This is a genomic window from Gottfriedia luciferensis (genome assembly GCF_001712755.1).
GTDB lineage: Bacteria > Bacillota > Bacilli > Bacillales > Bacillaceae_G > Gottfriedia > Gottfriedia luciferensis_B.
In genome coordinates, this window is the sequence record NZ_MDKC01000035.1 from 254,046 (window position 1) to 268,009 (window position 13,964).

A 13,964-nucleotide genomic window follows, 5' to 3' on the forward strand; every position below is an offset into this window, starting at 1 on the left:
TACATTTTTATGAAAGAAACGAAAAATTTATGAAGAAAAGATTGTTATTTTATATTAAGAAAGGTTTAATAATCATAGAATTTAAGAAAAACAGTAATAAGGGAATAGAAAAAGTAAAATCAAAAGTGGTATTTTAGAAGCACTGGACGAATCGTATCAGAAAAAACTGAAGTAAAAATGAGCAACTATGTCATTGAAATTATTTACTAATTAGGAGAATAGGAAAATTGAGGGTGTTTTTCATTGAACTTCTCTATTTTTTTAGTACAATCAGTTCTACTGAAACTTTATCATCTTCATTTGCTATAACAAAAAATGGTGCCCTAAAAATAGGACACCACTTTAAATTAAACTAATTGCGAAAATGCGTATTCAGCAGCTGCAATCGTTTTTTGAATATCTTCGTCTGTATGTGAAGTTGATAGGAATAGACCTTCAAATTGTGATGGTGGTAAGAAGACACCTTGTTCAGCCATTAGTTGATAGTATTTAGCAAACATTTCTAAATTAGAAGTTTTTGCTGTTTCGTAATTTTCAACTTTTTCGTTTGTGAAGAAGAAACCAACCATTGAACCTGCACGATTAATACAATGTGGAATATTGTATTTTTCAGCTGCAGCTTTATAACCAGCTTCTAGCATATCAGCTTTACGGTTAAATTCTACATAATCTTCTTTAGATAGCTGACTTAATGTTTCATAACCAGCTGTCATCGCTAAAGGATTTCCTGAAAGAGTTCCAGCTTGATAAATTGGGCCACTTGGAGCAATTTGATTCATGATTTCAGCTTTACCACCATATGCACCTACTGGTAAACCTCCACCGATCACTTTTCCTAAGCAAGTGATATCAGGTGTTACACCAAAATGACCTTGAGCACAATTATATCCTACACGGAAGCCAGTCATAACTTCATCAAAAATCAATAATGTACCATATTGAGTCGTAATTTCTCTTAAGCCTTCTAAGAAACCTTCAACTGGTGGAACAACACCCATATTACCTGCAACCGGCTCAACAATAACCGCTGCTAGGTCATCTCCATATTGTTCAAAAGCATATCTTATACTTTCTAAATCATTATAAGGAACAGTGATTGTATTTGATGCAACACCTTCAGGTACACCAGGGCTATCAGGTAATCCAAGTGTAGCTACACCAGAACCTGCTTTAATTAATAAAGAATCACCATGTCCGTGGTAGCAACCTTCAAATTTTAAGATTTTGTTTCGACCAGTAAATCCACGAGCAAGACGTAAAGCACTCATTGTCGCTTCTGTTCCTGAGTTAACCATTCGTACAACTTCAATCGAAGGCACTCTTTCGATAACAAGTTTAGCTAATTCTGTTTCTTTTAATGTTGGTGCCCCAAAGCTAGTTCCGGTTTCTGCAGTTCGCTTTAAGCCTTCAACTACACGCTCATTTGAATGTCCTAAAATTAGAGGTCCCCAAGATAATACATAATCAATATACTCATTTCCGTCTATATCATATATTTTAGAACCTTTTCCATGACTCATAAAAATTGGTGACATATTAACACTTTTAAATGCACGTACCGGACTATTTACTCCACCAGGAAGTACTTGTTTTGCCTCTTCAAAAGCTTCAATTGACTTGTTATATGATCTCATTTATTATTACTTCCCTTCTGATAACCATCTGCAAGCATCTTTAGCATGATAAGTCATAATCATATCTGCACCAGCACGTTTCATACTAATTAATTTTTCCATTACAACCTTTTCTTCTTCAATCCAACCGTTCAAAGCAGCAGCTTTAACCATTGCATATTCTCCACTAACATTATAGGCAACGATTGGTTGGTGATAGTTATTTCTGATATCACGAATGATATCTAAATACGAAAGAGCTGGTTTAATGATTAAGAAATCCGCACCCTCAACTGTATCTGATTCTGCTTCACGGAACGCTTCTAAACGATTTGCAGGGTCCATTTGATATGCCTTACGATCACCTTGTCCTGGAGCGCTTTGAGCTGCCTCGCGGAATGGTCCATAAAATGCTGAAGCATATTTTACTGCATATGACATAATTGGAATATTATCAAATCCAGCTTCATCTAAAGCATGGCGAATTGTTGCTACGAATCCATCCATCATATTTGAAGGAGCAATAATATCTGCACCAGCCTGTGCTTGACTTACTGCTGTTTTTGCTAATAGTATTAACGATTCATCATTATTAACATACCCATCTTCTAAAACTCCACAATGTCCATGATCTGTATACTCACATAAACATGTATCTGCAATAACAACCATTTCAGGATATTGTTCTTTCGTTTGTGAAATCGCACGTTGAACGATTCCAGTTGCACAGTAAGCTTCAGAACCTACTGCGTCTTTTACATCAGGAATACCAAAGAATATGACAGATTTTATACCTAATGATACAATTTCATCCATTTCTTTTTTTAATTCATCTAACGAAAATTGAAATACACCCGGCATTGAACTAATAGGGTTCTTTACGCCTTGTCCTTCAACAACAAAAAGAGGATAAATAAAATCTTCTTTATGTAAATGAGTCTCTCTAACCATAGAGCGTAATGCTTGTGTACTTCTTAAACGACGGTGACGATCAAACGGAATAGAATAAGTCATTTTTTTCTCCTTCTTTTTAAAGACGATCTGATTAATCAATATCATCTACTATTTTTTTAATTAAAGCCTCTGTTGTAAATTTACTAGGAACAATAATATTATTCAAACCTTTTTCTCTAGCTTTTTGTGCGGTTACTTCACCGATACAAGCAATCTGAATGTTTTTTAAATCTTCCATACTAATTGTATTTCCAATCAAAAAACAAAACTGTTCTACACTAAATGGATTCAAAAATGTAATCACATCCAGTTTTTTATTTATTAATAAATTTAACAGTTCATTTTTAATTCCTAGATTTGCAATGGTCTCATAAACAGTTAATGAGTTAACGATATGACCATTATCACCTAATATTTTTGTTACATTATCACTCGCTAAAGAGCCACGTAAAAATAAAAATTTTGTTCCTTTTTCTACTATGTAACTTAACTCAGAAGCAAATGTTTTACCAGTAAATTGACTTGGAATGAAAGTTACTTCAAATCCTTCTTCAACTAATCGATTCTTTGTTTTTTCTCCAACAGCACCAATTTTTTTTTGAAGAATTTTTTGTTTAAGATCCTTTGTAATCTTTTGCACAAAATAATTTACTGAATTAACACTTGTGAATAAAATCCATTCTGAATCAAGAACTAATTTTTCCAATTCATGAATTGAAATATCACTTTTAACTATTTTTTGAAGTGGAAGATTAATAGGACATCCACCAAACTGATGAATTAATTGATTGAATTCATCAGCTTGTTGCTCTGCCCTTGTCACTAATATTTTCATTCCATTTAAGGAATTATTCATCCGCTGCCTCTTTTACAGAATCAATAATATCCTTTGCTCCACGTTCAATTAATAGATTTGCAGCTTTTTCTCCAATTTCAATTGGATCAGTACCTTTAACAGTTTCTTTTAAGATGATTGTTCCATCTGGTTTAGCTACTAATGCAGTTAACGAGATTTCATCTTTGTCGTCGATCGTTGCAAATCCAGCAATCGGAACTTGGCAACCACCTTCCATTTTATGAAGAAATACACGTTCAGTTTCTACTGTTGTATATGTTAATTCATCATTCAGTCTATTTAGTAATTCACGGATTTCAGTATCATTTTCACGACATTCGATAGCAAGCGAACCTTGACCTACTGCTGGGACACAGATTGTTTCGTCAATGTATTCAGTAATACTTTCTTCAGCCCAACCCATTCTAGTTAAACCAGCTGCTGCTAGAATAATTGCATCGTATTCATTATCCTTAAGCTTTTGAATACGTGTATCGATATTTCCACGAATCCATTTGATTTGTAGATCTGGACGAACTGCTTTAATTTGAGCACTTCTTCTTAAACTACTTGTACCGACAATTGATCCTTCTTCAAGTTCCATTAATCCTTTTCCACTATTTGAAAGTAGTGCATCTCTAGGATCAACGCGTTTTGGAGTACATCCAATCATTAAACCTTCAGGTAAAATAGCTGGCATATCCTTCATACTATGTACAGCTAAATCTATTTCACTCGTTAACATCGCATGTTCAATTTCTTTAACGAATAAACCTTTTCCTCCAACTTTTGAAAGCGTTACATCAAGTATTACATCACCTTTTGTAACGATTTCCTTTAACTCAAATTTATAATCGGGTGCTACTTCTTTTAATTTTTCTACAAACCATTTAGTTTGTGTTAGTGCTAGTTTACTTCTTCTTGTACCAACTATAATTTTACGCATTGTTACATCTCCTTACGTACTCCATAAATGAAACTTTGAATATAGATTTGAAACAACATAATTTCCGAACAAAACTAAGAAGCAACAGATGTTAAATATGCAAAGAGATTTGCCATAGAAACGGTTGCTTACCTTTAAATACATAAATGTACTATACATGATTAAAACGAAAAATGAGCCTATTACTTTCATATCATACCAAACAAATGTGTGTAATCGAATACTTGCCCAAATTACACCTAAAATAAGGGAAGTTAGCATTAGTGGAACCCCAAATAAGTTAAATGTAATAAACATTTTTTCCAACTTACCTAAACTCCCCAATTTCTTTAAATGAGTAGACCATTTCTTCTTTTTTAATAAAACATATTGAAAAATGTACATAACCGAAAAAATAAAGGACAGGGTAAATGCACCGTATGCTAAGAAAGCAAGTCCAATATGGATATATAATAATTCCGATTTTAACTGATCGACTAATGTTGCTGTTTTACCCGCCTTCGGAATTAAAATTGATAATGAAAATACTAAAAATGAAACAACATTTGTAAAGAAAACTAAGTACTCTAGTTTTACTACCCAATTAATAAACAATGATAGCGATATAATAATCCATACATAAATATATAGCCCTTCTCTGGAAGTAATAAAGGAATATAAACTGTATTGGCTAATGGTGTAAATCATTAAAACAGAAGAAAACACCCAAACAATTGCTAGCAAATAAAATGCTACCCGACTTGCCATCCTATTTGTATCTATAAAATCTATAAAAGAAAAAACGATACTCCATGCAAACAATAAGATTAATAAGTGATAGATAAAACTACTTTCCAAAAGCGCCACTAGCTAAACCTCATAAAAAACCTAAGTTTTGTTTTAAAGAAATAGTCTCTTTTTCTTGATTAGTTTGCATGAGTTTTTCATCTTTAGGTTCTTGTAAAATTTCATCTAGACTAAATATTTCTTTAAAAAGGGCAATTTGTGCTTCTGAGTGTTTAGATGTACCCATTTCTTTTGCTTTCATAATTGGATCTCGTAAAAGTTGGTTTACGATACTTTTTGTGTGCTTTTGGATAATTTTTAAATCTCTTTCAGATAAATGAGGGAGTTTTCTTTCTAGACTACTCATTGTATCTGCTTGAATATCTAACGCTTTTTCACGTAATGCAGAGATTACTGGAACAACACCTAGCATTGATAACCAAGATTGGAAAATATCAATTTCTTCTGTTATTGCCTTCTTAATTTTTACTGCCTCACGTTCACGTTCTGCTAAATTCTCAGCAACAATTCCTTGAAGATCATCAATATCATACAAGAAAGCACTATCAATATGATGAATAGATGGTTCAATATCTCTTGGAACAGCGATATCAACTAAGAATAATGGGTTACCTTTTCTTGATTTTTCAATTCGACGAATCATTTTTTCCGTAATAACGTATTCTTTTGATCCAGTTGAACTAATAACGATATCTGCTTCTTTCAAAGCATTTTCAAGTGATTCTAACCCTTTTCCGATTCCATTAAATTGGTCTGCAAGTCTAACAGCATTTTCAACTGTTCGGTTAATAACTGTAACTTTTCCAACGCCTTGTGAATACAAGTTTTGTAAAGCTAAGTTACTCATTTTCCCTGCTCCAACAATCAGTACATTGCAGCCTTTTAAATTGCTAAAAATCTTTTTTGATAGCTCTACAGCAGCATAACTTACAGAAACAGCATTTTCACCGATTCCAGTTTCTGAGTGAACTTTTTTTGCAAATGTAATTGCTTGCTTAAATAATTGATTAAAAATCGTACCAATTACATTATTCTCTTGAGCAAGTAAATAACTATCTTTTACTTGTCCAAGAATCTGAGTCTCACCAATTACCATTGAATCTAAACCACTAGCTACAGTGAATAAATGGTTGATTGCATCATTCCCAGTTTTAATGATTAAATATGGTGATAATTCCTCGTCTTTCAAGTCAAAACGTTGTAATAAAAAGCGTTTCATATAATATTGACCAGTATGAACTTGATCGACAACTGCATAAATCTCCGTACGATTACAAGTAGAAACAATAATGTTTTCCAAAATGCTTTTTTCTTTTTTTAATGAGTTCATTGCGTCCTGTAGTTCATTTGGAGCAAACGCTACCCTTTCTCGCACTTCAACTGGGGCAGTTTTATAATTAATCCCTATTGTAATGATGTGCATGCCCTAAAGCCCCCCTAAAAAACTTTGTACAAACTTGTGTTTTATATCTATCTTTGCTTTGCAAAATATCATATCTATGTTCTACATCAATATGCTATCATAAATGTAGTATTTTGTAGAATTTTTAAACCGACTTATACTATTAAATGTACACAAATTTTATTATACAATAATTTTAAAATAAAAGTGATTACAAATAATGTTAAACAGGAGTTGCTATGAAAAAAAATCGATTATTTATTGGAATCTTATTAATTGGCTTTGGCATTTATTATCTTATTTCAAAATGGCATGTCCCAGCTTTACATATTTTCACCTTTTGGACGACTCCCATCTTGGTAACTGGTATTGCACTTCTCGTTCAAGCCTTTAAAGGAAGAGAAACTCATTATGTATTCCCGGGAATTGTCGTGCTTGGATTTGGAATTCATTTTTATGCCATCGAACATTTTAAAAATTGGCCAAGCCATTGGTCCGTTCTAACACTCATCATTTCAATCGGAATGTTACTACAATCTCGAAAAGGAAAAGGTGAGCTATTGCCTGGTTTACTATTATTTATTATGTCTTTATTTTTCCTTTTTAATGAAAAGCTTGCAACAATGCTTAGTTCGATCCAATCACAAGTCTCTTATTTCCAGAACTATTGGCCAATATTGATTGCTGTTATCGGTTTATATTTTCTATTTTCTAAAAAATAAACATATTTTTTTATACATAACTAGCAGTTTTAAATGGAGGCTTCCTAACACTATAGAAAATTGTATCATTTAATTATGTTTCAATTTTAACTCTATCTATTCTAATTGTTTCTTTTGATTCAATAACTATACATAGTTTAGAACCACAAACCTTTCCAACTTTATTTGATGGTTTGTGGTGGACAATGACTCCCTTGACGACAGAAGGCTACGGTAATTCCTTTTCAAGTATCATCGTTGTTTGAGGGAAGAAGACCTAAAAAAAATGCTGGTGGCCTTTTAGCCACCAGCATTTTTTATTTACACATACGATCAATTACTGACCAAGCTTTTTCTTTACCCATACCAGTTTCAGATGAGAATAAAATTAATTCATCCCCTTCTTCAATCTGTAACTTTTCACGAACTACTTTTGCATGTTTATCCCATTTCCCTTTAGGAATTTTATCTGCTTTTGTTGCTACTATAATGACTGGGATTTGGTAATGCTTTAAGAAATCATACATCATTACATCATCTTCTGTTGGTGAATGACGTAGATCAACTAATAAAATAACAGCTCTTAATTGCTCACGAGTTGTAATATATGTTTCGATCATTTTCCCCCATGCTTCTCGTTCCTTTTTGGAAACTTTAGCATATCCATAACCTGGTACGTCAACGTAGAAAAGCTGTTCATTAATTAGAAAGAAATTTAATGTTTGCGTTTTTCCAGGTTTTGATGATGTTCGGGCTAATGCTTTACGATTTAACATTTTATTAATAAATGAAGATTTCCCAACATTTGAACGACCTGCCAAAGCGATTTCAGGAAATTGTGTATCTGGATATTGATTTGGTCGGACTGCACTAATGACAATATCCGCTGTTGTTACTTTCATTTTTTCACTCCTACTATTGCATGCGCAAGCACTTCATCTAAATGGGAAACAGGTATAACAGTTAAACCTTCTTTCACCATTGGTGGTACATCTTCTAAATCTTTTTCGTTTTCTTTAGGTATGATAACAGTCGTTAAACCTGCACGATGCGCACTAAGCATTTTTTCTTTTAATCCACCAATTGGTAATACGCGACCACGTAAAGTGATTTCACCAGTCATTCCAACCTCTTTACGGATTGGTTTATTTGTTAATGCTGAAATCAATGCTGTTGCCATCGTTATACCTGCTGAAGGGCCATCTTTTGGAACCGCACCTTCTGGAACATGAATATGAATATCATACTTCTCGTGGAAATTTTGGTCAATATTCAGCTCTTCTGCTTTTGAGCGAATATAGCTGAACGCAGCCTGTGCTGACTCCTTCATTACATCCCCTAGCTTACCAGTTAAAGTTAGCTTACCCTTTCCAGGATATAGTGATACTTCAATAGAAAGTGTGTCTCCACCAAATGCAGTATAAGCTAAACCTGTAGCTACACCTATTTGATCTTCACTTTCCATTTGACCATAAGAGAATGTTTTCTTACCTAAAAATTCTTCAATATTTTTATCGGTAAATATTATTTTTTGTCTTTCGTTTGAAACGATCAACTTAGCAGCTTTTCTACATAGTGTCGCTAGAACTCGCTCTAATGATCTTACTCCTGCTTCACGTGTATAATGACGAATAATTGCACTTAATGCACTTTCACGAATTTGTACAGTAGATTTATTTAAGCCATGCTCTGCTAATTTTTTAGGGAATAAATGTTTTTTAGCTATATTAACTTTTTCAAGTTCAGTATATCCAGATAAAGTAATAATCTCCATACGATCACGTAATGGACCTGGTATAGTTGATAAATCATTTGCAGTTGCTACAAATAAAACTTGAGATAAATCAAATGGTTCTTCGATGTAATGATCACTAAATGTATGATTTTGTTCTGGGTCCAATACTTCTAACATTGCTGATGCTGGATCCCCTCTAAAATCGCTAGACATTTTATCAATTTCATCAAGTAAGAATACAGGGTTATTTGTTCCTGCTTTCTTCATACCTTGGATAATTCGACCTGGCATAGCTCCGATGTATGTTCTTCTATGTCCTCTTATTTCTGATTCATCTCTTACGCCACCTAGAGAAACGCGTACAAAGTTTCTAGACAAAGCGTTTGCGATTGATTTCGCTAAAGAAGTTTTACCAACTCCAGGAGGACCAGCTAAACATAGAATTGGACCACGTAATGAATTCGTAAGTTGTTGAACAGCTAGATATTCTAATATTCTTTCTTTTACTTTTTCAAGACCTTCGTGTTCATTATTCAGTATCTTTTCGGAACGGTGTATATCCAGTGTGTCTTCAGTTTGCTTAGACCATGGTAGAGCTACCATCCAATCTAAATATGTACGAACTACACCTGCTTCTGCAGCATTAGGAGGTAGTTTCTCATATCTAGCTAACTCTTTTAGTACTACTTCCTTTGTTTCTTCAGGCATATTTGCCTCTTCAATTTTTGTTAAAAACTTATCAACTTCTTCAGTCTTACCTTCACGATCACCTAGTTCTCGTTGAATAACCTTTAATTGCTCTCTTAAGAAATATTCTTTTTGAGTTTTATCAATATTTTTCTTAACTTGTAGACCAATCTTTTCCTCAAGCTTTAATAATTCTTTTTCATCTTGAAGAAAATTTAAGATAATATGTATTCGTTCAGTAACATCAATTGTTGCTAATATTTTTTGTTTTTCTTCTTCTCTTAATGGAATTGAATCGATCATTGCATCTGCAAGTTTACCTGGGCGGTCTTGCTTAACGATTGAAGCAATTGTCTCTGGCAAAATTCGCTTTGACAATTTACTGTATTGTTTAAAATGCTGCAATAAAGTTCTCATTAAAGCACGTAGCTCTTTAGATTCATCTTCTACATCTGGATATTCTTCTACCTTTGCAGTTAAGAAATCATTTTGATCAATAATTGATTTGATTTTTCCTCTGTGTAATCCTTCAACAGTAATACGAACAGTGCCGTTTGGAAGTGTAATTTTTTGTGTTAATTTAGCTAAAGTCCCAAAATGGTACAATTCGTCTAACTTTGGATTTTCAGTATCTGCATCTATTTGAGTAACAACAAAAATTAACTGATCTAACTCATCAGCTTCTTGTATAGCTTTTATCGATTTCGTTCTTCCTACATCTAGATGTGCAATAGTGGCAGGAAATACACTAATTCCTCTTAAAGGTAGGAGGGGTACAACTTTTTCTTTTGTAACATTCATTACGTTACACCTCCATGTTTTTCATTCTATTTAGTTATTTTACCTTAACATATATATCATTTACAATGATATGCATTAAAAGAAATAAAGAAGCAGCACAATCAATCAAAAACTGACTAGAACATAACATATATAATAAGTTTTTTCGATAATCTTGATTTTAACTAAAAATAAGAAGTAAGACTTGTAATAAGATTAAATCATATAGAATGTATTTCTACAAAATAAAAAGTGTTCGCTCACTTCATTGAAAAAAGAATGCAAAAATAGTTTGTATTCTTTATTTATTCAAAATGAAATGATTCGAACACTTATTTTTATCTACATAGATTGCGATTGATTTTCTTCAAACAAAGTTAATTGTTGGAAATCAGTTTTTGTTTGAGCTGGTAGTTCAAATTTCCAATTATCTTTAAAGACCTCATGGAGAACTTTTTCTATGCGATCTACTACTAATATTTCTACATCTTTATATTGATGTAATGTAGCCTGATCGTTTTCTTTCGGAACAATAATTTTAGTTGCCCCTGCTTTTACAGCTGCTTTTACTTTTTCTGGTACACCGCCAACTGGTTTTACATCACCTTGAATGCTCATTTCACCAGTCATAGCGATTGTATTTAATACTGGAACATTATTAACTGCTGAAAAAATACCAACTACCATGGCAATCCCTGCAGATGGTCCGTCAATTAATGCGCCACTTGGAAAATTAATGTGAATCGTAAAGTCATCGATTGGTACACCAATTTTTCGTAAGATTGTCGTAACATTTTCTAAAGAGCCTTTTGCCATACTTTTTCTACGAATGGATTTAGCTTGATTACCTAAGCTTTCTTCCTCAACAATTCCAGTAATTGTAATTGATCCTTTACCGCTTTCTTTTGCCTTCATTGCACTTACTTCAATCGGTAATAACGCTCCAATATTTGCTCCATAGACGGCTAAACCGTTCACCAATCCTACAGTTGGAGCTTCTGGAATTTTGTTAACAAGTCTTGGTGATAAACGACTTACAGAAACAACCCACCCAATATCATCTTCTATTAATTCTTTTCGACCAGAAGTTAAAACCATACCGCCAGCTAACTGAATTAAGTTAATCGCTTCACGACCATTTTTTGCATATGTACCTACTAATTCTAAGGCTTTATCCGATAGGCTCAATTCTATTTTTTCAGCAGATCGTTTAGCTACTGCTTGAATTTCATCCTGTTCTAATTCTCTAAAAAATATCTCTAAACAACGAGAACGAATTGCCGGTGGGATATCTTCTGGTGATCTTGTTGTTGCACCAACTAATCTGAAATCTGCTGGTAAACCGTGTTTAAAAATTTCATGAATATGTGCTGGTATAGAAGGATTTTCTTCTTGGTAATAAGCACTCTCAAATTTAACTTTACGATCTTCAAGTACTTTCAGCATTTTATTCATTTGAATTGGATGAAGTTCGCCAATTTCATCAATAAATAAAATCCCACCATGCGCATCGGTTACTGCTCCTTTTTTAGGTTGAGGAACACCTGCTTGCCCCATCGCACCTGCACCTTGATAGATTGGATCATGAACGGAACCGATTAAAGGATCCGCAATTCCTCTTTCATCAAACCTGGCAGTTGTAGCGTCTAATTCAATAAATACTGCATCTTGTTTAAAAGGTGTATTCGGGCTCTTTTTTGCTTCTTCTAATACTAGTCTAGCCGCTGCAGTTTTTCCGACACCAGGCGGCCCATAAATAATTACATGTTGAGGATTAGCACTGCAAAGTGAAGCTTTTAACGCTTTTATTCCATCCTCTTGGCCAACTATATCATCAAAAGTGGTTGGTCTAACTCTCTCTGCTAACGGAACCGTTAAAGAGATTGACTTTAATTTACGTAACTGCTCCATTTCTTTTTTAGATTCCCTGTCAATCGAAACTTTTGTTGTTCGTTGACCCTTTAATAAATGAATAAAATACAAAGCAACGATTGTTCCTAATGCTAATTGAGCTAATAATATAATTGTTGTTAAACTCATTCTTTACCCCTCCACTGAAGTAGAAATTAATTTTAGTATCGCCCTCTATATGGAAGGATAAACCAAATTTTAAAAATTAAAGGCAAGGTTTACCGATTAAAGTTCCTATGTATTTAAAGAAAGATAAAAAACCACTTAAAAAAAGTCAAAATAAAAAACCAAATGCAAATGCATTTGGTTCCGTACTTAAGCTAATTTATTTGCTTTTTTCTTTAACTCTAATTCTGTTCCATCTTCAAGTACAAGCTTAGGAGCTGCACCAGTTTTAACGGTTTCTGCTGAGATAATACATTTTTGAATATCCTCACGTGAAGGTAATTCAAACATAATATCTAACATAAGCCCTTCAATGATCGAACGTAGTCCACGAGCTCCAGTTTTACGCTCAATTGCTTTTTTAGCAATTTCAGTTAAAGCGTTATCCTCAAACTCAAGTTCAACTTGGTCAAGCTCTAGTAATTTTTGATATTGCTTAATTAAAGCATTTTTTGGTTTAGTTAAAATTTCAACTAATGATGCTTCATCAAGTTGCTCTAAATTAGCTAAAACAGGTAAACGACCAATGAACTCTGGAATTAAACCAAAGCGTAATAAGTCTTCTGGTAATACATGGTTTAAGATTTCTTTTGAGTTTAAATCGCTCTTTTCAGAATCACCACTGAAACCAATTACCTTTTTACCTAAACGGCGTTTGATAATTTGTTCGATGCCATCAAATGCTCCACCACAAATAAATAAAATATTTGTTGTATCAATTTGAATGAATTCTTGATGTGGATGCTTACGACCACCTTGAGGAGGTACGCTTGCCACAGTTCCTTCAAGAATTTTTAAAAGTGCTTGCTGAACACCTTCACCTGACACATCACGTGTAATTGAAGGGTTTTCAGACTTACGTGCAACTTTATCAATTTCATCGATATAAATAATACCTTTTTCAGCGCGTTCTACATCATAATCTGCTGCTTGGATTAATTTTAAAAGAATGTTTTCAACATCTTCCCCAACATATCCAGCTTCAGTTAATGAAGTTGCATCTGCAATCGCAAATGGTACATTTAAAATTCGTGCTAAAGTTTGAGCTAATAATGTTTTACCACTACCAGTTGGCCCAATCATTGCAATATTACTTTTTGATAACTCAACCTCATCAATTTTGCTATTTGAATTAATACGTTTGTAGTGGTTATATACAGCAACAGATAACGCTTTTTTCGCATTGTCCTGACCAATAACGTATTCATCAAGAATTTCGCAAATTTCTTTCGGTTTCGGAACGTCTTTAAACTCTACTTCCTCTTCTTTTGCTAGCTCTTCTTGAACTATTTCAGTACAAAGCTCAATACACTCGTCACAAATATATACACCAGGTCCTGCAACTAATTTTCTAACCTGAGACTGTGACTTCCCACAGAACGAACATTTTAGCTGTCCTTTTTCTTCGTTAAATTTGAACATATGTTCACTCCCTCTAAAAATTTCTAA

11 protein-coding genes are annotated in these 13,964 nt (G+C 33.5%); 1 reads left to right on the plus strand and 10 read right to left on the minus strand.

The window, feature by feature from the left end:
• Positions 1-347: 347 nt before the first annotated feature.
• From hemL to hemA, 6 genes are read right to left on the minus strand one after another with little or no spacing between them, the layout of a single operon-like run.
• Complete coding sequence (gene hemL, locus BED47_RS20585; protein ID WP_069035192.1) at positions 348-1,634, minus strand: glutamate-1-semialdehyde 2,1-aminomutase; 1,287 nt, start codon at positions 1,632-1,634, stop codon at positions 348-350.
• 6 nt (positions 1,635-1,640) lie between these two features.
• Positions 1,641-2,627 (minus strand): porphobilinogen synthase, encoded by a 987-nt coding sequence (hemB, locus tag BED47_RS20590; RefSeq protein ID WP_069035193.1) that lies wholly within the window; start codon positions 2,625-2,627, stop codon positions 1,641-1,643.
• Between the two features lie 31 nt (positions 2,628-2,658).
• A complete protein-coding gene (locus BED47_RS20595; RefSeq protein WP_069035194.1) occupies positions 2,659-3,423 on the minus strand; it encodes a uroporphyrinogen-III synthase in 765 nt (254 codons plus the stop codon).
• Positions 3,416-4,348 carry a hydroxymethylbilane synthase gene (hemC, locus tag BED47_RS20600; RefSeq protein WP_069035195.1) on the minus strand — a complete coding sequence of 311 codons (933 nt, stop codon included), beginning with the start codon at positions 4,346-4,348 and terminating at the stop codon, positions 3,416-3,418. Before hemC ends, BED47_RS20595 begins: the two co-directional genes overlap by 8 nt.
• 12 nt (positions 4,349-4,360) lie before the next feature.
• Positions 4,361-5,194, minus strand: coding sequence for a cytochrome c biogenesis protein CcsA (gene ccsA, locus BED47_RS20605; protein ID WP_069035196.1), 834 nt, complete (start codon positions 5,192-5,194; stop codon positions 4,361-4,363).
• 10 nt (positions 5,195-5,204) lie between these two features.
• The gene (hemA, locus tag BED47_RS20610; RefSeq protein WP_069035197.1) at positions 5,205-6,557 is read right to left on the minus strand and encodes a glutamyl-tRNA reductase; all 1,353 of its coding nucleotides are present in this window, start codon (positions 6,555-6,557) and stop codon (positions 5,205-5,207) included.
• 218 nt (positions 6,558-6,775) lie between these two features.
• Between hemA and BED47_RS20615 the strand changes: the two genes are divergently transcribed.
• A complete protein-coding gene (locus BED47_RS20615; RefSeq protein ID WP_069035198.1) occupies positions 6,776-7,258 on the plus strand; it encodes a LiaF transmembrane domain-containing protein in 483 nt (160 codons plus the stop codon).
• Positions 7,259-7,554: 296 nt separating this feature from the next.
• Here the strand turns inward: BED47_RS20615 and yihA are convergent, their stop codons facing one another.
• The 4 genes from yihA to clpX all read right to left on the minus strand — a co-directional run bounded on the left by yihA (position 7,555) and on the right by clpX (position 13,937).
• Positions 7,555-8,139, minus strand: a complete 585-nt coding sequence (gene yihA, locus BED47_RS20620) for a ribosome biogenesis GTP-binding protein YihA/YsxC (RefSeq protein WP_069035199.1) — start codon at positions 8,137-8,139, stop codon at positions 7,555-7,557.
• Complete coding sequence (gene lon, locus BED47_RS20625) at positions 8,136-10,460, minus strand: endopeptidase La (RefSeq protein ID WP_069035200.1); 2,325 nt, start codon at positions 10,458-10,460, stop codon at positions 8,136-8,138. Before lon ends, yihA begins: the two co-directional genes overlap by 4 nt.
• Before the next feature lie 321 nt (positions 10,461-10,781).
• Positions 10,782-12,479 (minus strand): ATP-dependent protease LonB, encoded by a 1,698-nt coding sequence (gene lonB, locus BED47_RS20630; RefSeq protein WP_069035201.1) that lies wholly within the window; start codon positions 12,477-12,479, stop codon positions 10,782-10,784.
• Between the two features lie 186 nt (positions 12,480-12,665).
• Complete coding sequence (gene clpX, locus BED47_RS20635) at positions 12,666-13,937, minus strand: ATP-dependent protease ATP-binding subunit ClpX (RefSeq protein WP_069035202.1); 1,272 nt, start codon at positions 13,935-13,937, stop codon at positions 12,666-12,668.
• Positions 13,938-13,964: the final 27 nt, after the last annotated feature.